Annotated in this window: 22 protein-coding genes and 1 pseudogene; 9 read left to right on the top strand and 14 right to left on the bottom strand. The window is 69.4% G+C overall.

Annotated elements, in window-relative coordinates; all coding sequences use genetic code 11:
* The first annotated feature begins 21 nt into the window (after positions 1-21).
* A complete protein-coding gene (locus tag ABD793_RS14425; protein ID WP_344859838.1) occupies positions 22-1,332 on the top strand; it encodes an MFS transporter in 1,311 nt (436 codons plus the stop codon).
* Here ABD793_RS14425 and ABD793_RS14420 read toward each other — a convergent pair.
* From ABD793_RS14420 to ABD793_RS14410, 3 genes are all read right to left on the bottom strand, one after another.
* On the bottom strand, positions 1,325-1,960 hold the full coding sequence (locus ABD793_RS14420; protein WP_344859836.1) for a TetR/AcrR family transcriptional regulator: 636 nt from the start codon (positions 1,958-1,960) through the stop codon (positions 1,325-1,327). The two genes, ABD793_RS14425 and ABD793_RS14420, sit on opposite strands and share 8 nt — an antisense overlap.
* Before the next feature lie 133 nt (positions 1,961-2,093).
* On the bottom strand, positions 2,094-2,951 hold the full coding sequence (locus ABD793_RS14415; protein WP_344859834.1) for an oxidoreductase: 858 nt from the start codon (positions 2,949-2,951) through the stop codon (positions 2,094-2,096).
* Between the two features lie 70 nt (positions 2,952-3,021).
* Positions 3,022-3,762, bottom strand: coding sequence for an SDR family oxidoreductase (locus tag ABD793_RS14410; protein WP_344859832.1), 741 nt, complete (start codon positions 3,760-3,762; stop codon positions 3,022-3,024).
* A gap of 96 nt (positions 3,763-3,858) precedes the next feature.
* Between ABD793_RS14410 and ABD793_RS14405 the strand changes: the two genes are divergently transcribed.
* The 3 genes from ABD793_RS14405 (at position 3,859) to ABD793_RS14395 (ending at position 6,158) form a co-directional block, all read left to right on the top strand.
* Positions 3,859-4,431 carry a TetR/AcrR family transcriptional regulator gene (locus tag ABD793_RS14405; RefSeq protein WP_344859830.1) on the top strand — a complete coding sequence of 191 codons (573 nt, stop codon included), beginning with the start codon at positions 3,859-3,861 and terminating at the stop codon, positions 4,429-4,431.
* A 205-nt stretch (positions 4,432-4,636) separates the two neighbouring features.
* Complete coding sequence (locus tag ABD793_RS14400; RefSeq protein WP_344859828.1) at positions 4,637-5,620, top strand: S1 family peptidase; 984 nt, start codon at positions 4,637-4,639, stop codon at positions 5,618-5,620.
* Positions 5,621-5,723: 103 nt separating this feature from the next.
* Positions 5,724-6,158: a VOC family protein gene (locus ABD793_RS14395; RefSeq protein WP_344859826.1), complete on the top strand. Its 435-nt coding sequence runs from the start codon at positions 5,724-5,726 to the stop codon at positions 6,156-6,158.
* A gap of 11 nt (positions 6,159-6,169) precedes the next feature.
* On the opposite strand, the gene ABD793_RS14390 is transcribed toward ABD793_RS14395, so the two are convergent.
* Genes ABD793_RS14390 through ABD793_RS14375 form a run of 4 tightly spaced genes read right to left on the bottom strand, consistent with a single transcriptional unit; the run spans position 6,170 to position 10,612 of the window.
* On the bottom strand, positions 6,170-7,717 hold the full coding sequence (locus tag ABD793_RS14390) for an AMP-binding protein (RefSeq protein ID WP_344859824.1): 1,548 nt from the start codon (positions 7,715-7,717) through the stop codon (positions 6,170-6,172).
* Positions 7,704-8,729 carry an LLM class flavin-dependent oxidoreductase gene (locus ABD793_RS14385; protein WP_344859822.1) on the bottom strand — a complete coding sequence of 342 codons (1,026 nt, stop codon included), beginning with the start codon at positions 8,727-8,729 and terminating at the stop codon, positions 7,704-7,706. Before ABD793_RS14385 ends, ABD793_RS14390 begins: the two co-directional genes overlap by 14 nt.
* A gap of 6 nt (positions 8,730-8,735) precedes the next feature.
* Positions 8,736-9,845: an iron-containing alcohol dehydrogenase gene (locus ABD793_RS14380; protein ID WP_344859820.1), complete on the bottom strand. Its 1,110-nt coding sequence runs from the start codon at positions 9,843-9,845 to the stop codon at positions 8,736-8,738.
* Positions 9,842-10,612 carry a citryl-CoA lyase gene (locus ABD793_RS14375; protein ID WP_344859818.1) on the bottom strand — a complete coding sequence of 257 codons (771 nt, stop codon included), beginning with the start codon at positions 10,610-10,612 and terminating at the stop codon, positions 9,842-9,844. Before ABD793_RS14375 ends, ABD793_RS14380 begins: the two co-directional genes overlap by 4 nt.
* Before the next feature lie 100 nt (positions 10,613-10,712).
* On the opposite strand from ABD793_RS14375, the gene ABD793_RS14370 reads away from it, so the two are divergent.
* Positions 10,713-11,477 carry an IclR family transcriptional regulator domain-containing protein gene (locus tag ABD793_RS14370; RefSeq protein ID WP_344859816.1) on the top strand — a complete coding sequence of 255 codons (765 nt, stop codon included), beginning with the start codon at positions 10,713-10,715 and terminating at the stop codon, positions 11,475-11,477.
* A 149-nt stretch (positions 11,478-11,626) separates the two neighbouring features.
* On the opposite strand, the gene ABD793_RS14365 is transcribed toward ABD793_RS14370, so the two are convergent.
* Positions 11,627-12,352, bottom strand: coding sequence for a CoA transferase (locus ABD793_RS14365; protein ID WP_344859814.1), 726 nt, complete (start codon positions 12,350-12,352; stop codon positions 11,627-11,629).
* A 73-nt stretch (positions 12,353-12,425) separates the two neighbouring features.
* Here ABD793_RS14365 and ABD793_RS14360 point away from each other — a divergent pair, with 73 nt between their 5' ends.
* From ABD793_RS14360 to ABD793_RS14350, 3 genes and pseudogenes are all read left to right on the top strand, one after another.
* Complete coding sequence (locus ABD793_RS14360; RefSeq protein WP_344859812.1) at positions 12,426-12,680, top strand: hypothetical protein; 255 nt, start codon at positions 12,426-12,428, stop codon at positions 12,678-12,680.
* A 418-nt stretch (positions 12,681-13,098) separates the two neighbouring features.
* Positions 13,099-13,194, top strand: a pseudogene (locus ABD793_RS14355) (LysR family transcriptional regulator); the annotation flags it as partial.
* Between the two features lie 134 nt (positions 13,195-13,328).
* Positions 13,329-13,883, top strand: a complete 555-nt coding sequence (locus ABD793_RS14350; protein WP_344860201.1) for a LysR substrate-binding domain-containing protein — start codon at positions 13,329-13,331, stop codon at positions 13,881-13,883.
* A gap of 69 nt (positions 13,884-13,952) precedes the next feature.
* On the opposite strand, the gene map is transcribed toward ABD793_RS14350, so the two are convergent.
* A complete protein-coding gene (map, locus tag ABD793_RS14345) occupies positions 13,953-14,747 on the bottom strand; it encodes a type I methionyl aminopeptidase (RefSeq protein WP_344859810.1) in 795 nt (264 codons plus the stop codon).
* Positions 14,748-15,058: 311 nt separating this feature from the next.
* On the opposite strand from map, the gene ABD793_RS14340 reads away from it, so the two are divergent.
* Positions 15,059-16,090: a trimeric intracellular cation channel family protein gene (locus ABD793_RS14340; RefSeq protein ID WP_344859808.1), complete on the top strand. Its 1,032-nt coding sequence runs from the start codon at positions 15,059-15,061 to the stop codon at positions 16,088-16,090.
* A gap of 124 nt (positions 16,091-16,214) precedes the next feature.
* On the opposite strand, the gene ABD793_RS14335 is transcribed toward ABD793_RS14340, so the two are convergent.
* From ABD793_RS14335 to ABD793_RS14315, 5 genes are read right to left on the bottom strand one after another with little or no spacing between them, the layout of a single operon-like run.
* Positions 16,215-17,156, bottom strand: a complete 942-nt coding sequence (locus ABD793_RS14335) for an MBL fold metallo-hydrolase (RefSeq protein ID WP_344859806.1) — start codon at positions 17,154-17,156, stop codon at positions 16,215-16,217.
* The gene (locus ABD793_RS14330) at positions 17,153-18,115 is read right to left on the bottom strand and encodes an MBL fold metallo-hydrolase (RefSeq protein WP_344859804.1); all 963 of its coding nucleotides are present in this window, start codon (positions 18,113-18,115) and stop codon (positions 17,153-17,155) included. Before ABD793_RS14330 ends, ABD793_RS14335 begins: the two co-directional genes overlap by 4 nt.
* Positions 18,112-19,359 (bottom strand): MFS transporter, encoded by a 1,248-nt coding sequence (locus ABD793_RS14325; RefSeq protein ID WP_344859802.1) that lies wholly within the window; start codon positions 19,357-19,359, stop codon positions 18,112-18,114. Before ABD793_RS14325 ends, ABD793_RS14330 begins: the two co-directional genes overlap by 4 nt.
* Positions 19,360-19,407: 48 nt before the next feature.
* Positions 19,408-20,865, bottom strand: coding sequence for a class I adenylate-forming enzyme family protein (locus ABD793_RS14320; RefSeq protein ID WP_344859800.1), 1,458 nt, complete (start codon positions 20,863-20,865; stop codon positions 19,408-19,410).
* Positions 20,855-21,889, bottom strand: coding sequence for a fumarylacetoacetate hydrolase family protein (locus ABD793_RS14315; protein ID WP_344859798.1), 1,035 nt, complete (start codon positions 21,887-21,889; stop codon positions 20,855-20,857). The genes ABD793_RS14320 and ABD793_RS14315 overlap by 11 nt, the downstream gene beginning before the upstream one ends.
* Between the last annotated feature and the right edge of the window lie 55 nt (positions 21,890-21,944).

The raw sequence follows: 21,944 nt of genomic DNA, 5'->3' as shown, positions 1-21,944 counted from the left end.
AAACCTACCCAAGGAGGGCCGATGTCGGCTCCCAGCCAGCACCCAGCCTCGGACACCCGGTCCGCCGGCGCGCCGCAGCACCGGTTCCGCACACTCCTCGGCGCGGGCGTGGGCAACGCACTGGAATGGTACGACTGGAGTGTCTACGCGGTTTTCGCACCGTTCTTCGCCGCGCAGTTCTTCGTCGACTCGAACGCGACCGGGGCACTGCTGTCCACCTTGGCGGTGTTCGCCGTCGGGTTCGTGATGCGCCCCATCGGCGGCTTCGTGTTCGGCTGGCTTGCCGACCGCCGTGGACGGCGGTTTTCGATGACCGCCTCGATGCTGCTGATGGCGGCGGGCAGCCTGGTCATCGGAGTTTCGCCGACACACCACCAGATCGGCCTGTGCGCGACTGCCATCCTGGTGACCGCACGGCTTGCCCAGGGGCTCGCCCACGGCGGGGAAATCGCCGCCTCTTACACCTACATCGCGGAGATCGCACCGAGCTCCCGGCGCGGACTCTGGTCGACCAGCCTGTACGTCTCGGTCACCACCGGAATCGTGCTCGCCTCGCTGATCGGCGCGGCCGCGGGCAGTGCGCTCGGCACCGCGACGTTACAGGACTGGGGTTGGCGCATCCCGTTCCTGTTCGGTGGCCTGCTCGGTATCGCCGGGCTGTACCTGCGTCGCTCCTTGCCCGAAACTTCCGCCTTCGCCGGCGAAGGCGCCGCCACGCCCCGGCCGTCCACCCGGGAACTGCTCCGCGGGCTTGCGGCGAATCGCGCCAGTCTTTACCGGATCATCGGGTTCAGCCTCGCCAGCACGGTCGTCTACTACACCTGGGCCATCGGGATCTCCGGTTACGCGATCACGAACCGGGGCGTCCCCGCGACGCAGGCGTTGTGGGTCACGGTGTTCGTCAATCTGGTGTTCATGGCCACTTTGCCGCTGTGGGGCAAGCTTTCCGACCGGTTCGGCCGCAAGCCGGTATTCCTGACCTACGGTATCGCATTCCTGCTGCTGTCGTTCCCGTTGTTGCTGGGCATCACCGGATCCGCGGTCCGGCTCGCGTTGTTCATGCTCGTCGCGCTGGTCTTCCTCGGGGCGTTCGTGGGCATCATGCCGGCCTATTTCGCCGAGCTGTTCCCCACCGCGGTTCGCGCGTCCGGTATCGGCGTCCCCTATTCGTTCGTGGTAGCCGTCTTCGGCGGCACCGCTCCTTATCTGCTGACCTGGTTGAGTGGCATGCACTTGCAGTGGATTTTCGCCTTGTACATGGTCGTTCTCGTCGCCATCGGGGTGGTCACCACGCTGCTCACTCCGGAAACGAAGGGCCGCGAACTCAGCTGATCGCCGTTCCTCCGGCGGAGTCGATCACCCGCAGCCAGATCTGGGCGCAGGTTTCGGTTGCCGGGCGCAGTTCGCGGGGATGGGCCGAGGCCCAGTAGAACGTCCGCTCGGTCATCCAGCAGAGGTGACCGGCCAGTGCGGCGGCACCGGCGGGCCCCTTCACGTCTGCGATGCCCGCGCGGACCAGCACGCGGGTCATCGCCTGGGCGTAGGAGTCGAGCGTGTCCTTCCACAGTTTCCCGATTTCCGGGACGACCGGGCCGAAATCCACCGCCGCGCGCATCACGAGGCCGTGTTCCCGCCACTGCTTCGCGGTGCGCCGCAAGGCATCCCGGACAGTTTCCGCGGGTGCCGAGCCAGTGTCCCCTGCCGCGCCCAGTGCGTCTTCCCGCAGTACGGCGACCGTGCGCGCCACCAGTGCGGTGAGCACCTCGTGCTTCGAACCGAAGTAGAAGTACAACGACGCGCGCGAGATTCCGGCGCCCTTGGCGATGGTCTCCACCGTCATCGGTTCGACATTCTCGTGTTCGAGCAGTGCCTCGGCCGCGTCGAGGATCGCCTGCTCGCGCCGGTCGCCCTTGGTCGGCGCCGAACGCCGTCGCCCGACGGCCGCTGATTTCCCTGTCACCACTGGACGACCGTACCGCACAGCCGGCTAGCCGACGTGGCGCCGAGAAAAATCGGCGCCACGTCGAGGGCTCGGTTCGGCGGGACCCGGCAGCCCGCCGCCGGGCTCGCGTGCGGCCGGTTCTCCGGCATGCTCAGTTCGCCGCGATCTGGTGCCCGTCGGGGAAATCCGTGGAGCGCGAGAGCTCTTCCCATTCGCGCAGATCGCTCTCCACGGCCGAACGTCCTGCCGCGACGAGCCGCAGCGCGTCCGAGCCCAGCACGAGGTGCACCGGTGGCTTCTCCGCCTCGAGCACCTTCAGCACCGCCTCCGCGGCCTTCGCCGGGTCGCCCAGCTGGTTGCCGCTCGCCGCCTGCCGTGCGGCGCGGATGGGCTCGAACAGCTCGTCGTAGTCGTCGAGGGACCGGTCGGTGCGGACCATGGAGCGGCCGGCCCAGTCCGTGCGGAACGAGCCGGGCTCGATGATCGTCACGTGCACGCCGAAGCCGGCCACCTCCTTCGCGACAGTCTCCAGAATGCCTTCGACCGCGTACTTGCTGCCGCAGTAGTAGGCCAGTCCCGGCACGGTCATCAGCCCGCCCATGGAGCTGACCGCGAAGATGTGCCCGGAGCGCCGTTGCCGCATCGACGGCAACACGGCTTGCACAGTCGAGGCGACGCCGAACACGTTGGCGTCGAACTGCGCACGCAGCTCGGAAATCGGCGACTCCTCGAAGACGCCCTCGTGGCCGTAGCCTGCGTTCGCGATCAGCACGTCGATCGGCCCGACCGAAGACTCCACTTCGCGCACCACGGCGGGTACGGCCCGGTCGTCGGTGACGTCGAGCTGCCGCGCGTGGGCGCGGCCAGGGGCAAGCGCTTCGAAGCCGGCCAGGTCGGCCTCCTTGCGGACGGTGCCGACCACGGTGTGCCCCGCATCGAGCGCACCCTGCGCGAACGCCCGGCCGAGACCGCTGCTGACGCCGGTAATCAGGAAAGTTCGGGTGGTCATGCCGTCCAATCTACAGCACGTCGGATAAAATCTACACTGTGTTGAGTATCGCCGCGGCCGGGTGCGGTGCTCAGTTCTGTTTGGCCGGCCGGATGGTGATGTCGCCGATTTCGACGTCCTCGGGTTGTTCGATGGCGAACGCGATGGCACGTGCCACGGCGTCCGGGCTGATGCCGAGGGTTGCCATGGCTTCTTGGGATTGTGCGCGCTGCGCCGGGTCTTCGACGTAGTCGACGAGTTCGGTGCGGACGAATCCGGGTGAGACGGAGGTGGTGCGCAGTACGCCGTCGGTGGACTCCTGGCGGAGTGCTTCCAGCAGGGTGCGCACGGCGTTCTTGGTGCCCGCGTAGACGGCCTGCGTCGGGACGATCTTGAGGCCGGAGGTCGAGATCGTGGTGACCAGGTGGCCGTGGCCCTGCTCGCGGAACACCGGCAGTGCGGCGGCGATGCCGTGCAGGACGCCACGCAGGTTGATGTCGATCATCGCTTCCCAGCTGTCGACGTCGAGGTCTGCCACGGGGCTGATCCGGGCGACGCCGGCATTGCCGACCAGAACGTCGAGCCGCCCGAACCGGCTGACCGCCGTTGCCACCAGCCGCTCGAGATCCGCGCGGCGGGTGACGTCGACTGCCACTGCCTCGCCGCGACCGCCCTCGGCCCGGATGCGCGCGACCAGCGAGTCGAGCCGGTCGGTGCGCCGGGCGCCCAGTACGACGGCCGCACCGCGGGCCGCCAGCTCCAGTGCGGTCGCCGCGCCGATCCCGCTGCTGGCTCCGGTGATGGCGACGACCTTGGTGTCCAGTGTGCTCATGCGAGACGCCTCCTGCGCTATGCTGACACTTGTCCGGTTACGGCTCCACTGTAGCGGACACTTGTCCGGATAGCTAGCGAAGAGAGAGGCGGCATCGTGGCGAGTCGCGAGCGCCGGTCCGACGCGGTCGCCAACCGTGACCGCATCGTCGAGGCCGCGCGGGTGGAACTGAGCGAGTCCAACGGTGCGGCCGCGGACCTGAAGCTGCACCGGGTCGCGAAGGCGGTCGGGGTGGGACAGGGCACGCTCTACCGGCACTTCCCGACCCGCGAGCACCTGCTGGCGGAGGTGTACCGGTATGAGCTGACCCAGCTCGTCGACGCGGTGGCGCCGCTGCTGGCCGAGCACCCCCCGCTTCGGGCGCTGACCCGCTGGATGGAGCGGCTGGTCGAGTACGCGCGGGTCAAACGCGGGGTCATGGCGGCGATCGAGGCCTCGGCGTGGCGCGATCTCTACTCGGACCAGCACCACCGGCTCGACGAAGCGCTCGAGACGGTGCTGCAGAGCGGAAAGGCCGCCGGTGAAGTCCGTGACGACGTCGATGCCGCGGACGTCATCCTGCTGCTGGGCGCGTTGTCGCGGATCCCCGAAGCGGAATGGGAGGTCCGGGCGCACACGGTCGTGAAGGTGATCGTCGACGGTCTCCGCCCGCGGCCGGAGCGTTCCTGAGGACCGGAGGAATCCCGGCACCGGTGCGGTGGCCGGGTCCGATTGGTGCGGGACACGACGTTCGTCGGTGTTGTCCAGGTTGGTGGTCGGGGCAGGATGGGACGGTCAGTTTGTTACCGACCGTATCGCCGCGGATTCTGTCCGCGTTTCCCGGCCAGACCGTACACACCCGCTCGCGGGGGCCACTCGGATCAGGGAGGAAAGCATGCGAACGACTCGTGCCAGGATCGGTGCTCTCGGCGTGGCCACGTTGGGTGCGCTGGCACTCGGCGTGACCACCGTGCCGGCGGCGTCCGCCGCGGCGGAACCGGCTGCGGTGCTGAGCAGTCTCGGCGCTGCCACCGGCGGCTACTACCTCGACGACGCGGGCAAGCCGGTCGTGACGGTGCTGAACAACGCCGACGCGGCCAGGGCCAAGTCCTCCGGAGTGGCCACGAAGGTGGTGCAGCACAGTCTCGGTGAGCTGACCGGGGTCAAGCAGCACCTCGATTCCCTCGGCAGCGTGCCGAACGCGGGCTGGGGCCTGGACATCGCGAACAACCAGGTGATCGTCGACGTGTACGACGCCACCCCTGCGGCGCAACGGGCCGAGCTGCTCGAGACCGTGCAGCAGTACGGCAACCTGGTGCGCGTCGAGCAGCACTCGGGCGCGATGTCGTTGTTCATCAAGGGCGGCGAGGAGATCAGCAACGGCAGCGGCTACTGCTCCAACGGTTTCAACGTGGAGAAGGACGGCCAGAAGCTGCTGCTTTCCGCCGGGCACTGCGAGGTACTCGGCGGTGGCGGTCCGTGGAACGGCGGCAAGACCGTCGGCTACAAGTTCCCGGACGAGGACAACCTGCTCGCGGAGAACGCCTCCGGTGAGGGGCCGAGCGAGGTCACCGACGGAACGAAGATCACCAGCTTCGCCGACGCGGTGGTGGGCGAGAAGATGAAGCGGGACGGCCGCACCTCGGGAGTGACCTCGGGTGAGGTCACGAAGATCGACTACACCTTCGAGGCCGAGGGATACACCGTCTACCACGAGTTCTGCACCACGGCCACGTCTGCCGGCGGCGACTCCGGTGGCCCGGCCTACGACGGGGGCAAGGGTCTCGGCACGTTGTCCGGTGGCGACAGCTCGACGTCGTGCTTCTTCCCGGCGACCCTTTCCGTGCAGCGGTACGGCGTGACCCTGCCGCAGTCCTGACCGCAGGCCGCCGCGGACCGGGTGCGCGCACCCGTTCCGCGGCGGCAGGGGCACCGTGCATTATCGGGTTTCTGCGCACCGCACGGGTGGCTATGGTGGGCCGATGACGTCGGTCAAGCAGTTCCAAGTCACTTTCGATTGTGCCGAACCCGAGCGGGTCGCCCGATTCTGGTGCGACGTGCTGGGGTACGTCGTACCGCCACCGCCGTCGGGGTTCGCCACTTGGGACGATTTCGACCGCTCGCTGCCACCGGAGAGCCAGGGCTCGGCGTTCGCCTGCGTTGACCCGTCCGGGGTGGGCCCGCGATTGTTTTTCCAGCGCGTTCCCGAAGGCAAGGTGGTCAAGAACCGGGTGCACCTCGATGTGCGGGCAGGCACCGGGCTGGTGGGCGCCGAGCGCCTCGCCGCACTGCAGGCCGAGTGCGCACGACTGGTCGCGCTCGGCGCGGTGTGCGTGCAGGTGCTGCATGCCGATGGCATCAACGAGTCCTGCATTGCGATGCAGGACATCGAGGGCAACGAGTTCTGCCTCGACTGAGCGGCCGCGCGTCAGGTGCGCTGCTTGCGGTGGTGTTCGAGGTCGGCTTCGCCAGTGGTGCGTGCGCGGGACAGTGTGCCTTTCGCGATCCGGTTCGTCTGTGTCATCGGCAGTTCGTCGACGAATTCGAGATAGCGCGGCAGCTTGAATTCCGCCAGGCTTTCGCGGCACCACTCGAGCAACTCGATCGCCGTGACGTCGCCGCGGCGCACGACGAACGCCTTCGCGTCGTCCTCGAAAAGCGGAGACGGGACGGGCACTACCGCGGACATCAGCACGGCCGGATGTTCGTCGAGCACCTCCTCGACCTCGACGGGTGCGAAGTTCTCCCCGCTGCGCCGGATGATTTCCTTGCTGCGGCCGACGAAGTAGAAGAAGCCGTCGGCGTCGGCGCGCACGATGTCGCCGGTGTTCAACCAGCCCTCGCTGAGGATCTTTCCGGTTTCCTCGGCCAAGCCGAAGTACCCCTGCATCACGGCGGGGTTCTTCAGCAACAGGGTTCCCGGCACCCCCGGTGGTACCGGCTGCCGATGCTCGTCGACCACCCGGGCCTCGTTGATCCGGCCCAACGTGGGGTGCTGGCGAAGCCTGCCGATGGAGCCGAACGGCTTCGGCCCGCCGAGCGGCCAGACTGTGCCGTAGGGTGATTCGGACAGTCCGTAGCCGACCATCAGGTCCAGCCCGAACCGTTCCTCGAAGGCCCGGTGCCGTTGCTCGGGCGGCGCCCATGCGGAGTAGCAGATCCGGACCGGATTGTCGGCTTCATCTGCCTGCCGGGGGCGGCGGAGCAGGATTTCGCCCATCCTGCCCATTGCGTTGAACTGCGTCACGCCGAATTCGCGGGTCTGTGCCCAGAACCGGCTCGCCGAGAAACGGGGGAGCACCACCACACTCGCCCCGGCTGCCAGCGCGCCCAGCAGTGAGTAGTTCAGCGCGTTGCCGTGGAACATCGGCAGCACGGTGAGCAACCGGTCGGATTCGTCAAGGCCGAGCCAGGCCGGGAACCCTTCGGCGGCCAGCACCGCGGCCGTGTGGTGCTGGCCGACCAGCTTCGGTGCGCTGGTGCTGCCCGACGTGGCGATCAACAGCAGGGTGTCGGCAGGTGTGGCCGTCGGCGGGGGTGGCGTGCCGGTGCCCGAGCACAGTTCCCGGGCGTCGTGGACCGGGAGGTCGCCGATGCCTGCCTCGGCGACGGCCTCGGTTATCGACGACTGTCCATTCACGACAACGAGACGCGGTGCGGCCTGCCGGATGATCGCGCCGATCTCGGGTGCGGTACCCCGCGGGTTGACGGGGGCGAAGGCCGCGCCGATCCGGGCACACGCGAGCAGCAGCACCAGCACCTCGGCGCAATTGGGCAGCGCCACCACGACCCGGTCACCGTGGCGCACGCCGGCGGAAAGCAGCTCCGCGGCCGCCCGGCCACTGCGGGAGACCAGATCGCCGTAGGTCAGCTCGCCGTCCTCGGTGATCAGGAACGTCTTACCGGACCGGGTACCGGCGACCCGGTCGAGCAGGCCGGTGACGGTACGTCCGATTCGGACATCAGACGGCGGCATGAGCGGCTCCCGAGGCACGGAGCGCGGGCAGCACGTGCCGTCCGAAGAGATCGATCACCCGCACCGGGTCGCTGGCGCGGCCGACCGAGAACATGATCGACTTTGCGCCCGCGTCGGCCGCGGCCTGCACCTGTGCCAGGCATTCGCCCGGGTCACCGCAGATCGCGAAGCGCTTGCTCAGGTAGTCGGTCAGGCCCAGCCGCTCGACCAGATCGGAATCCGCCTGCGACGGCCGGGTGCTGTACTGCGCGACGAGCTCACGCATCGGTTCGACGTACTCGGCGGGCACGCCCCGGTTGGCCGGGTCACGCTTGCCGATCACGTAGCCGGCGGCGAACGCGCAGATCTTGCCGATCGCGGCGCGTGCCGAGGCGCCGTCCTCAGTGCAGTCGAGTGCGGAAACCTGCCAGATGTCGGTGCGCCGCGGGTCGTCGCCACGACCGAGCTCGACCTGCCGGGTGCTCGCCGCGATGTCGTCGGCGTGCAGGCCGTAGTTGACGAACAGTCCGTCGGCGGTTGCTCCGCCGAGCCGCAGCGAACGCTCGTGCGACGCGGCGAAGAACACCCTCGCCCGCTCCCTGGCCCAGCTCAGCACGGCGTCGCCGGAGCCGGTCGGCACCGCTTCGCCGTGCATCAGCTTCCGCACCGCAGGCAGATCGTGCGCCAGGTTGTCCAATGTGGATCCTTGCATGCCGAAGTTGCGCACGGCACTGTGTCCGGCACCGACGCCGAAGATGAAACCGGGCTTGTGCACCATCGCCAGCGAAGCGGCCGCGGCGCCGCTGGTCGTCCAGTGGCGGCTGACGAAGTTGCTCACGCAGACCGAAAGCGGGACGCTCGGCGCCGCGGTGCTGAGCAGCGTCGCGGCCACCCAGCTGTCCATGCACTGACCGGGACTGTCGGCGACGCCGACGAGGTCGTATCCGTGTTCCTCGGCGAGTTCTCCCATCCGGAGCACCATCTGCGGGGTGTCCGGCCAGAAGAAGAACCCGATCTTGGGAATCTGGTTCATCGGTGATCACTCCTCGTTTCGTTCGGGCGCCGTTGTCGGCGGGCGGGTTCCCCGGTGCGTGCGGACGAGGAGGTCGCCCAGTTCGGCTCGGTCCTCGTCGCGCCAGCGCTCGGGTAGTTCTCGGTAGAGCGTTTCCCGCGCGGCGGCGAAGGCGTCCCAAGTCAGGTCGAGCTGGGACAGGCCGGGTGGGATGCCCAGTTCGCCCAGCAGGTCGTACACCCGCCCGGCGGGATCGTCGGTGGCCAGCGCCGTCCGCAGGGTCGCACCGGCCCCGGGATGACGGCGGCTCGCCCAATACGTGGTCTGCGGCAGCAGCGCCGCGTGCACGGATGCGTGCGGCAGCTGTGTCAGGTCACCGAGTGCGTGTGCCAGGTCGTGGTGCGCCGAGAGTCCGGCCAATGACAGTGCCCACCCGCAGAAGTGCGAGCCCAGCAGTGCCTCGGTGCGGGCGTCGGTGTCCTGGGAATCGTTGACACAGCGGGGTAACGCGGCGATGAGCCGACGGATTCCCTCGGCCGCGAAGAGCGCGGACACCGGGCTCGAGTCGCGTGTGGACAGACTGCCGATCGCCTGCGCCAGTGCGTTCATGCCAGTGCTCGCGGTGAGCGCGGCGGGCAGCGCGTAGGTGAGTTCGGGGTCGTAGAGGATCGCACGCGGTGCCACGACCGGGTTGAAGCCACCCTGTTTGCGCCCGCCTTCGGACACCCCGTAGATGCTGGTCATCTCGGAGCCGGAGTAGGTGGTCGGGACCGCGACCACGGGCAGCGCGGTCCTGGCCGCGACACCCTTGGCGAGTCCGATGGCCGAGCCGCCGCCGAGTGCGACGAGCACGTCGGCGTCCGCGGATTCGGCGGTGCGGCAGGCGGTGTCGACCGCGTCGATCGGCACCCGCGCCCGGACATCGTCGGACATGGCCACCACGCGGGACCGGAGTACCTCTCGGATCTGCTCGGCCGGCTGCCGCCCCGACGGGGTGCACAACACCAGCGCGCGGGAGCGGTCGAGCTGATCGAGGATGTCCCCGATTTCCGAGAGAACTCCGCAGCCGAAGCGGACGATGCGGTGCGGGTGTGCGTAACCGAAGGGTGGTAAGGAAACGCTGTGGTGCACGGTCACGATTCGCCCTCTCCGAACGTTTCGTGGGCGCGCTGCCAGACATCACGGCCGATCGCGCGCCGCTGCTCGTCGACGACGTGGGCGAGCAACCCGGCGCACCGAGCGACCAGGCCCAGCCCACGGATCGTCGATGGGGCATACCCGAGGTCGGACAGCAGTGCTCCGGTGACGCCGGCCGCGTTCATCAGCAACGGCGGGCCGGAGCTGGCCGACAGGCAACGCTCGACCTCGTGCAACGCGGTGAGATGGGTGCCGAACACGTTCTCCCGCTTGGCCAGCTCGACGAGCCGGGCGACCCGCGGGTCGATCCGGTGGTGCAGGTTGTGCCCGAAGCCGGGTACCTTGCCTCCGGCGGCGAGCACATCTCCGACCCGGGTGCGGACCACGGTTTCCAGCGTGTCGTGCGCGGCCGCGGCGCAGATTTCCCGGAGGAATTCCGCAACTTGTTCGGTCACCCCGACGAAGCGCGAACCGCAGGCGAGCAGGCCCGCGGCCACCGCGCCCTGCGTCGACTCCGGTGCCCCGTCGAGCACGAGCCGGGCGGTGAGTGTGCTCGGGGTGATGCCGTGTTCCATTGTGGTGACCAGTACCGCCTCCACGACCCGTACGTGCGCGGGCGGCGGGATCTCGCCGTGCAGATCGAGCAGGAACATCTCGGTGAAGCCGACCCTGCCGATCAGTTCGTCGACCAGATCGTGCCCGCGGACCAGGATCCGGTCGTCGATGGTCTGCGAGATCGGGGCCGGACCGGGCGACAGGTCTGCCATGCGACACCGCCTTCCTTGACTGTGCCCACCTAGCGAACTAATGTGTGCCTGATGAACACCGACGTTACGGTTCCCTGCGCACCGGGTCAAGGGGGCGGGTATGGCCGAGGCTGAGTTCGTCCGCGCGCTGGATCGCGGTCTCGCGATCATCCAGGCCTTCTCCGCCGAAACCCCGGTGCTGACGGTGTCCGAGGCGGCAGACGCCACCGGGCTGAGCCGGGCGACTGCTCGCCGGTTCCTGTACACGCTGGAGCAGCTGGATTTCGTCCGTGCCACCGGGCGCGGCTACCAGCTGACGGCGAAGACACTGTCGTTGGGCTACGCCTACCTGTCTTCGTTCGGTCTCGGCCCGATCGCGCAACCCCGGATCGACGCGCTGGCCGCGGAGATCAGGGAACCGGTGACGGTCTCGACCAGGTCCGGGCTGTCCGGGGTGTGCATCGCCCGCGCCGACGCCGACCGGATCCTGATGGCGCCGGTGATGGTGGGGACCGCGCGGCCACTGCATTGCAGCTCGCTGGGCAAGGTACTGCTGGCCCACCTGCCGGACGAGCAGCTCGACGACTTCTTCGCCCGCGCGGAGCTGACCAGGTTCACCGAGCACACGATCTCCGACGAACGCGCATTGCGTGCGGAGCTCGCCGGAATCCGGGCCAAGGGCTGGGCGGTCAGTGACGAGGAGATCGAGGAAGGCCTGGTGTCGGTCGGCGCGCCGATCCGTCGCGGCGGTGAGGTGATCGCCGCGATCAACGCACAGAGCCACACCGCGCGCACGACGCTCGCGGAGCTGATCGAGACGGTCCTGCCCCGGGTGCTGGAAACCGCCGAAGCGATCGGCACCGATCTCGCCTACACCGCACAGTGAACCGCAGCCGCCGCTGAACGTGCCGGGGCAAGCTGGCAGATCCGGCCGGACCGATCTGGCCTTCGGCCACGAGCGGGAGGCGGGGAGCCATTCCGGGGCGGAACTGCCGAGCCGGGGAGTCGTGCCCGGCCGGCGTGGGCGGGTTGCATTCATCCGGATGACCGGGCCGAGGCTTTCGAGGTCGCCGTAGATCGTGGCGTTGCCGGTCGTCGCGTAGCGCTCGGATTCCGCGGGTCGAGGCGGCCGGGGGTGTCCGCGAAGTCGTCGAGCAAACCCTGGCGCTGCACGAGCATCGCCGACTGCGCGAGTGAGACCTGCACGTGGTACGACCTGCCTTCGCGGGCGCGCCGGGTCAACGCGAGCATGACGCCGTAGCCGCCGAGGAATCCGGTGAGGAAGTCGCAGAGGTACACCGGGGTGAGCTGCGGGCGGCCTGCGTTCGCTGCGGTGCCTTGCAGATCGCAGCAGCCGGTGACGGCTTGGGCGACCTGGTCCCAGCCCGCGCGGTCGCCGAACGGGCCGCCGAAACCGAAGCAGTTGACGGTCACGTACACCAGGTCGGGACGCAGCTGTGCGCGGTCTTCGGGGCCGAAGCCGCGTGCTGCCATGCGATGCGGTCGGTACCCCTCGACGAACACGTCCGAGCCGGACACCAGCTCTCGCAGCCGCGCCGCTTCGTCGGGCTTCTTGTAGTCCAGGTACGTGCTGCGCTTGCCATGGCTGGTGTCGCGTACGAGCGGCGCGACCTGCGGCAGCCCGGGTGCGGTCACCAACAGCACGTCGGCGCCGTGTTCGGCCAGGCTGAGCGCGGCGGTGGGCCCGGCGAGGATGCGGGTCAGGTCGAGCACCCGGACCCCGGACAACGGCTTCTCCACCGGGCAGGGTCTCGGATTCGCTGTCGCCGATCTCGGTGATCTCCACGATCGGGCGGGTGGCGAGGTAGCCGCCGTGCGGGTGTGCCGGCCACTGCTGCCGGGTGCGGACGACACCGCCGCATGCACCGGCGGCGGCGATGGCGTCTTCGAGGTCGTCCGCCTTCCACTTCCGCACCGCGGCCTGCACGGCGGCGGGCGTGGGCTCGCTGCCGAGCACGTCGAGGACGCGCCGTTCGAGGTGGGGCAGGTTGAAGTGCGGCAGAAACCAGCGGTCGTCGGCGGTCTGCCATGGCTGGGTGAGCGAAACCATGCGTTCGACCTCAGGTGAGGGCGGGGCCGGCCGGCGGCGCCGCGGACCATCGTCATGTCCTCGCCATCGAGCGCGGTCGCGGCCGCGGCGCGGGTCGACCGAGATCTGCTGGCGGCGGCCGGTGCGCAGTTCCCACAGGTCGTTCGCCGCGACGGCGCGTGCCGCGAGTACGTGCGCGAGGGTGGATCCGATGCGGAAGGGCGGCGCGAACAGCGGGTCCGAGCCGGTGATCGTCACCTCGCCGTTGTCCGGCCGAGGGGCGTCGCGCAGGGCCACGAGTTCGTCGAATGCGCTCCGGATGCCGGGTGTGCTGCTCATTTCGTCTGCCCTTTTCGGTGTTCAGCGTTCGCCGCGGTGAGCGGGACGGTGCGGGTGAGGCTGTCCAGCAGCGCCGGGTCGAGGTGCCGTGCCGGGTATTGCTGCGCGACCGTCCTTTATGGAGGTGGAACTGCGGCACTTGCGTGCGTTCGTCGCGGTCGCGACGCAGCGCACGTTCACGGCCCGCGAGCTGCTGATCACCCAGCCGGCGTTGACCCGCACGGTCCAGCAGCTCGAAGAGGCAGTGGGAACGCGGTTGCTGGAGCTGCGTGGGGTCCTGCGGGATCTCGACGCGGCGCTGGCCGCGGTGGCCGGGCACGCGGGACTGCGGTCGGTTTCCAGCGGGCGCTGCCGGACCCGTGGCTCGGCGATCTGCTCTCGGCGTTCGAGACGGCCACCGGTGCGCAGGCGACGGTGCTGCGGCGAGACGACATCGTGGGCGCCTTGCACTCGGGTGAGGTCGGCGCGGCCTTGGTCCGCGGGAACGTCCACGCCTCCGGGATCGCCGGCACGCTCCTGTTCGAAGAGGAGCGCCTCGCCGCGGTTGCCGCCGGTTCCGCCCCGGTGGCTCGCCGCGAACTGGACTGGGCGGAACTGCGGGAGCACCCGCTGGTGGGCAACACCGTCAGCGGGGCGACGAGCCCGCACGACCGGCCTGCCGGACACCGGCCCGACCGGGTGATCGAATGCGGCAGCTACGACGAATGGCTTGCCCTCATCGCGGCCGGGAAGGGAATCGGGTCCACCACGACCTCCGCGGCCCTGGCGCACACCCACTCCCGCGTGACCTACCTACCGCTGCGGGACGCGCCCACGGTCGCCCTCCGGTTGCTGTGGCCGACCCTACGCAGCACCGATCCGCTGCTGCGGCGGTTCAGCGAACTCGCGCATTCGGTGCGGTGACCACCACCGTCGCGCGCTGAGGTGCGGAACCACGACGGTGCGGCCGGCAAGGCGGTCTGCCCGCCGGGGTCACGCCTGCGTCGAGTTTGCGAGGCGGGGCAGGCGCTGGGTGAGGATCAGCGGGCCGGTTTCGGTGATTGCGATCGTGTGCTCGGAGTGCGCGGTGCGCGAGCCGTCGGCCGAGCGGATGGTCCAGCCGTCGGGATCGAAGACGATCCGGTCGGTGGTGCGGGCGAACCACGGCTCCAGCGCCAATGTCATGCCCGCGCGGAGTTTGAGGCCGCGGCCGGCGAGTCCCTTGTTGGACACGTGCGGATCCTCGTGCATGGTCCGGCCCAGCCCGTGTCCGCCGAACTCCGTGTTGATCGGGTAGCCGTAGCCGGTGGCGACGGCCTCGATCGCCGCGGAGATGTCGCCCATCCGGTTGCCCGGCCGGGCGGCCTCGATGCCGGCCTCGAGTGCTTCCTCGGTCGCGCGGACGAGTCGCAGGTCTTCGTCGGCCGGGGTGCCCACGATCACGGTCCGGGCGGAGTCGGCGACCCAGCCGTCGATCTCGACCGCGAGGTCCATGGTGAGGACGTCCCCGTCGGCCAGCAGGTAGTCGTGCGGCAGCCCGTGCAGCACCGCGTCGTTGACCGACAGGCAGATGACGTTGCGGAACGGCCCCTCACCGAAGGACGGGGCGTAGTCCCAGTAGCAGGATTGTGCCCCGCGCTCGCGGATCCGGTTGCGGACGTGGTGTTCCAGGTCGAGCAGGTTGACGCCGACCTCGGCGATTTCGCCGAGCTCGGACAGGATCCCGGCGATGAACTGCCCGGTGGTCCGCATCCGTTCGATTTCCGCCGGCGACTTCAACTCGATCATGGACATCCCTCACGTGCCGTACGTCGGTATAATAATACCAACCTAGCACTGGTGGTATTGGAATACCACTTGACGGGCGTCACTCACGGCCGTCCGCAGGAGGCGACCACGGGGACGACGCCGATCCCGCGGCCGGTCGCACATCCCGTCGGTACCGACGACCCGGACGTGCACAACTGCCGGCCCCGGCGCCCGGCCGAGGTGCCGGCAATGCGGTGCGCAGCGGGTTGCGAGCACCCGGGAAACCCTGCCCGAACGTGCACTTCCCGATACTGGCTGGCTCGACTTCGACACACTGACGAGCTGAATCCGTGCGCCGGTACCTACTCTGGGCTCGTGTTACAAGATCATCATCAGGTCCGTCGGCGGCCTTCGTCGAGCATCCGCCGAGCGTCGCGTTCGCGGACGTCTGGAGTTGTGCAGTGTTCCTGGTAATGGAGGCGCTGGGCATTGTCGCGTTCGCCTTCGCGGGGGCGATGGACGGTGCGCGGTCGCGGCTGGACTTGTTCGGAATCGGCACGGCCGCGATCCTGACCGCGATCGGCGGCGGTGTGCTGCGAGACATCCTGCTCGGGGTCGAGCCGCCGGTCGGGCTGCAGACCACCTGGTACTTCCTCGCCGGCCTGGCCACCGCAGCAGCGGTGGTCCTCTGGTACCCACACCTTTCCCGGCTGAACAGGTCCGTGCAGTTCTGCGACGCGGTCGGGCTGGCCATGTTCGCCATCACCGGTGCGACCAAGGCGATGGAGCACGGCACCTCGGTCTACGTGGCCGGCATCATCGGCTTGATCAACGGAGTCGGCGGTGGCCTGATGCGTGATGTCCTGATCAGAAGAGTGCCGACCGTACTGCGCAAAGAGATCTACGCGCTGCCCGCCCTCGGCGGCGGCATCCTGGTAGGCGTGGGATTCATCCTGCACCTGCCATCCGACATCGTGGCAGTGGTGACCGTGCCCATCGTGGTCGCCGTCCGGATGCTCGCGATCCTGCTGAACTGGCACCTCCCGACCACCCGGCTGACCCGGACCGGCCGCACGCCTGCGGACCGCAGACAGCCCGCCGCGATCCGGCCTGGTCCCGGTTCGTCCGCACCGGGGGACTCCGAACAGACGCTGGAGCTGTTCCTCGCCGCGCCTGCCACGCCGAGCGGATCCGACCCGATACCCCGGCCCCGGCATTGTCAGATCGGCAAGCGGAGAGCGCGCAGGTTTCCGGCTCGACAGCCCGACGCCCACCATTCGCACGAGCGCACGACTGAATTCGAGGTCGGCCGCCACGCCCGTGGCCGGCGCGGTGCGACAGGCCCGGCGAACAGCGCCGGTCCTGCGTGCTGCGACCGCTGACGCGACCCCGCCGGCCGAAGCGGGCGGCCGACAGCGCGCCGAACGGGCATCCTGCGCCATGGACCGGCAGACGGTGCCGAACCGGTGCCCACGGTTGCCTCGGCGGGCGCGCCCGGTCGACCGGTTACGCGAGGCAGGTCAGCGGGCGGCCGCCGTTGAGGGTCACCATGTCGGCGAGCGCGGCGGCCGCGTCGACGGAACCGCCGCTCAGATCGGCGTATGCGCGGTGCAGGTTGCCGGCGAGCCGCTCGGTGTCGGTCAGCGCACCGAACCGGCCGAGGTTCGCCTGCCGGGCGACCTCGAGTGGTGTTTCCCCGGCCGCGGAGCCTTCTTTCGCCAGTCCGAGCACGAAATCCAGGTACGCCAGCACGTCGTCGATCACCTCCGGACCGCAGACCTCGCCGTGGCCGGGGACGATGGTGGCCGCGGGGATGTCCTTGAGCCCGGCGACCGCTTCACGTGCACCGGTGACCGAGCCCGCCAGCAGGAACGGCGTGCCCCCGTTGAACAGCAGGTCGCCTGCGAACAACGTGGATCGGTCGGGGATCCACACGATGCTGTCGTTGGTGGAATGGGCAGGCTGCCCGACGTGCCGGACTTCGCAGCGCAGGTCGTCGACGTAGAGGGTGATGCCGTCGACGTAGGTGAGAAAGGGCGGCGCCAGCTCCAGCTCACCCCACTGCACGTCGGTCCAGGTCCCGCTGCGCACCAGTTCGCTGGTGCCCGGCCGTCCCTCCGCCAGCATCTCCTCGCGGCAGCGTTCGTGCGCGACGATCACTGCTTCGCCGAACAGGCTGTTGCCGTGCGTGTGGTCGCCGTGGTGGTGGGTATTGACCAGCGTGCGCACCGGATTCGGGCTCACCGTGGCGATCGTCTCGCGGAAAGCACGGGTGCGGGCCTCGGTCGCGCAGCTGTCGATCGCGGCGACCCGGTCGCGGCCGACCACGAAACCGGTGTTGTTGATCCACCACGTCCCGTCCGGCTGGACGTAGGCGTAGACGCCGTCGGCGACCTCCCGCGCCACCGGGTCGGCCAGATCGCGGCGATCGATCGCGGATGAGCTCACGAGAATCCTTCCAGTTCGGCGATCCGGCGGAACACCTCGCGGGTGTCCACGCGTTCCATCTCCGGATCGAGTTCGTAGTAGGCGGAGAGCACGTTCTGCGCGATGCGGCCGCGTTCGTCGAGTTCGGCGAAGCGGCCGAGGGAGATGTCGCGCATCGCCTCCTGCGGGGACATGCCCTTGCGGTGCCGGTCGGCGGCCTCGCCCTGCACCCACTCGAGGTAGTCGCGGACGCCGCGCACGCCGTCCTTGCCGGTCACCGGGCCGTGTCCGGGCACGATGAACTCCACGTCCATGGCCAGCATCCGGTCGCATGCGGCGATCCAGTTCGACAGCGGCCCCGCCCAGCTGATCGGCGTGCCACCGATGAACAACAGGTCGCCCGCGTAGAGCACACCCTCGTCGGGCACGAGCACGACGCTGTCGCCTTCGGTGTGCGCCGGGCCGAGGCAGCTGAGCTGCACCGCCACGCCGTCGACGTCGAGGTGCAGCTCATCGGCGAACGTCCGGTTCGCCGGCGTCGGGGTGATCGAGGCGAAGTCGAACGGCGAGAAGATGTGCCGGGCGAACCGGCCGAGCGGCCCGTCCTGGTCGAGCAGCGCCAGGATCAGGTCCGGTCCGTTGCTGCCCATTTCGGTGGCGGTGGGCTCGGAAGCGATGATCTCCGCGTCCGCCAGGAGTTCGTTGCCGAACCAGTGGTCGCCGTTGGCGTGCGTGTTGACCACGGTGGCAATCGGCCGGCGCTCGGTCCGCCCGGCGAGCCCGCTCAGCATTTCCCGGGTCATCGGCACGTCGAACAGCGTGTCCACGAGCAGGGAGCGGTTTTCGCCGGTGACGAGCCCGGCGTTGCTCCAGCCCCAGGTTCCGTCCGGCACCAGCCATGCCGAACAGTGCCCGGTCAGCCGGTGCAGGCCCTTCTCGAACGGGACGTCCCCCGGCGTAGCGGGGAAACCGGTAGTCACCACGTACCTCCAACCGTGTTGACCGGTGTCGGTGCGGCCTTGACGGTCGGCGCGGCCGCGTTGCGGCCGAACACCCCGACCAGGGCGAACACCAGGGATACCGCGGCCAGCACGAACCAGCCGGTGCGGAATCCGGTGGCAGGCACGAGATGGCCGAAGACGAGTGGCACGAAGAACCCGCCGACACCGGCGAGCGTGAGCATCAGCCCGGTTGCGGTGCCGAGGTGCTCGTGCGCGATCCGGGTCACCCTGGCAGGTACCGCCGACCACGCGGCGAACCCGAAGATCATCGACGCGCCGATCCCGATGCCCAGCGCCCAGAGTGCACCGGTGGGAACGACGGGGATGAGCGCGAGGAACACGGCGCAGGTCAGGAGTGATCCGACGATGATCGCGCGCAGATTGCGGGTCCGGTCGGCGACCAGCCCGCCGAGCACGCTGCCGGGGATACCGGCCAACGCGATCAGTGCGGACAGCAGCCCGGCCATGGTCGGCGGGAACCCGCGTTCTTCGGTGGCGTACTCGGTGAACACCTGCGAAGTGGTGAAGTACGCGCCGTAGCCACCCATCAGCGCGATCCCGTAGAGCCACAGGTCACGGCTGACCAGTGCCGCCCGCAGCGCCGCCGGATCGAACCGGGTGCCGGTCAGCGCAGGTGCGCCTGCCGGGGTGCGGAACCACATCAGGGTGACGCCGGCGACGAGCAGCTCCAGCAGTCCGGCGATGATCAGCGACAGGTGCCAGCCGGTCGCCCGCTGCAGATAGATCCACACGTACAGGGCGAACGCCGCACCACCGCTGAAGGCCGCGCCGCCGGTGATGCCGAGTGCCAGGGTGACCGGTCCGTCCCGGAACCAGACGATCACCGCGGCGAAGGCGACGGCGATGAAGATCGACCCGCCGATCCCGCTCACCGTACGGAAGACCGCCAGCAAAGGGTACGTTGTAGACAGTCCGGAAAGGACACCGGAGAGACCTTGCACGGCAAGGCCGATGACCAGCGTCCGCTTCATCCCGATCGCGGTGGCGAGCATACCGCCCGGTACGTGCGCCAGGCCGTATCCGATGATGAACAGGGAGATCAGCAGGGTCAGCGAGTCGAGGCCGACGTCGAACTCGGCGCCGATGGCCCCGAACGCGGTGGCCACGTCGAACCAGTTGAGGGTCAGGGTGACGAAGCCGAGGCTGATGATGCCCAGCATCGTCCAGCGGGTGGCCGGTCTCCCGGCGGATGGTTCGGTCATGGATGTCCTCCTGGCATAGCGTCGTTGCTACCGGGACGAGCGAGGCGCTCAGCGGACCAGCGCGCGGATTTCGGACTTGCGGATCTTGCCGACGCTGGTGCGCGGCAACTCGGGCAGGAAGTGCACGCGGGAGGGGACCTTGAAGGCGGCCAGCCGATCACGGCACCACCCGATGATCTCTTCGGCGCCCGCGCTCGCCCCGGCCGCGAGTACCACGACGAGCAGTACCGCCTCGTCGTAGACCGGGTCGGGCATGGCGACCGCGGCACATTCGGCCACCGCGGGGTGTTCGCCTGCGACCCGTTCGACTTCGCCTGCCGACACGTTCTCCCCGGACCGCTTGATCACATCCTTTGCGCGGTCCACGAAGTACAGGAACCCGTCGGGGTCGCGCCGGGCCAGATCCCCGGTGCGCAGGCGGCCCGAGCCGAAGGTCTCCGCGGTCGCCTCGGGATTGCGCCAGTAGCCTGCCGCGATGGTGGTGCCCGGTGTGCCGAGCACCCGGATCTCGCCGGGCTGCCCGTCCGCGACCGGGTTGCCCTCTTCGTCGGTCAGCTCGACCTCGACGCCCGGCAGTGCACGGCCGATGCTGTCCCAGCGCCGCTGCGCGGAATCCGGGTTCATCGTCGGTGGCAGCACGGTCTCGGTCATGCCGTAGAGCTGCACCAGCCGGGTGGAGAAACGGTCTTCGAACTCGGTGGCCTGCCGGTCGGACAGGTTCTGCGCGAACACCACCGCGCGTGGCCGGACTTCGCCGGCCGACGGCGGGTTGGTGAGGATCATCCGGACCGGCGCGGCGAACAGGCTGCCGAGCGTCGCGCCGCAGCGCGCTGCCTGAACTCCCCACTGTGACGCGGAAAACCGTTCCGCCACGGCGATCGACGCGGCCCGGACCAATGCCGACATCGTGCAGTAGTACTGCGCGTTGGCGTGGAACAGCGGCAGCGCGATGAACCACCGATCGGCGTTCGTGACCGACAGGTGATCCGCGACCGCTTCGCCCACCGCGCGGTAGTTGGCGTGCGTGATGATCACGCCTTTGGGCCGGCTCGTGGTCCCGGACGTGTAGAGGATGGCCGCCGGATCTTCCCCGGACACCGGCGCCGCGGGGACTTCCTGCGCCGAGCCGGTCAGCTCGGCCGGTGCGACGACCGGATGGCCGAGTGCACGCAGCGCTTCCGCCGCTTCCCCGGCCGCGATGGAGACGCGGGGCTGCGCGTCGGCGAGAAAGTGCGCGAACTCGTCCGTGCTCGAGTGCGGGTTCGTGGGCACCAGCACCGCACCGAGGTGCGCGGTGGCGAACCAGACGTCGAAGAACTCCAGGCAGTTCGGCAGGCTGACGTGCACCCGGTCGCCCGGCTGGACGCCGAGGCCGTGCAGTGCCGCCGCAGTGGCCCGCACGCGGGCGTGCTGTTCGCGGTAGGTGACCGTGTCGCCCTCCAGCACCGCGAACACCGATTCCGGCGGTGCCGCCGCGACGAGCGAGGCCGTCGTCTCAGTGCTCATGGCCGACGTGGACTTCGGGTGAGCCCTGGTAGGTGGCGACTCCCGCGCCGCCGGGCGGGGTCTGCCGTTCGCCGACCGGGTTGCGCAGTACCCCGACCCCGGACGCCGCCAGCTCGACCACGTCGCCGGGCTGGATCCAGCGGTCCAGCTCCAGTCCGCATCCGCCGCCGACCGTGCCCAGCCCGAAGAACTCGCCCGGGTACACGGTCTCGTCGAGCGAGGCCCACGCGAGCACCTCGGCGAACGAGAACTGACGTTCCTTTGTGGACCCCGAGGCCCACACCTCACCGTTGATCGAGGCGGACATCTGCACCGCCCATTCGTCGACCTCGTCCATGGTGAGCACGCACGGACCCATTGCGGTGCAGAAATCCTTCCCCTTCGACGGGCCGATGGTCATGCTCATCTCGAAGAGCTGGATGTCGCGCGCGCTGACGTCGTTGAAGATCGTCACGCCCGCGATCCGCCCTTCGGCCTCGGCGGGGGTGAGGTCGCGGCCGCCGCCCGAGGTGAAGAAGCCGAGTTCGAGTTCGAAATCGAGCTGGGCGGTGTAGGAGGGCCACAGCAACGGCTCCTCCGGCCCGATCACCGTCTCGACGTTGCACTTGTAGCAGATCGGCATTGCCGAGAACGCCGGTGGCACGGTCAGCCCGGACCCCGCGGCGTGCTCGGTGTAGGTGAGGTAGTCGCGGATACGGCGTGGCCGCGGAACCGGCGCGAGCAACCGGGCTTCGTCCTGGCCGAGCACGGCCGGTGCGGTGCCGTCGACGAGCGGGTCGCCCCGGCCCGCCGCTGCGTCGGCCGCGGCCAGCGCACGTTCGGCGAGGCCGTGTGCTTCGGCGCCGCCCTCGAAGAAGGCGACCATCTCGGTCGGTACACCGGGGGCGCGTGCGGCGGCCGATTCGCCGCCGCGCAGCGCCTGTTCGGCCCGCAGGGCCCGGTCCGGGTCCACCACGGTGTCGCCGTGCAGCACGCCGAGCCTGGGCTGGGGACTGGCTGCGGATACGTACGTGACCAGGCGCATCATTGCCTCCTTGGACCAGCGTCTTCAATTAGACTCGGGTCTAATTATGAGGTAA

The sequence above is a fragment of the Amycolatopsis ultiminotia genome (genome assembly GCF_039536925.1).
Classification (GTDB): domain Bacteria; phylum Actinomycetota; class Actinomycetes; order Mycobacteriales; family Pseudonocardiaceae; genus Amycolatopsis; species Amycolatopsis ultiminotia.
Note: the sequence above shows the minus strand (reverse complement) of the source record. Positions and strands in the feature narration are given on the sequence as shown.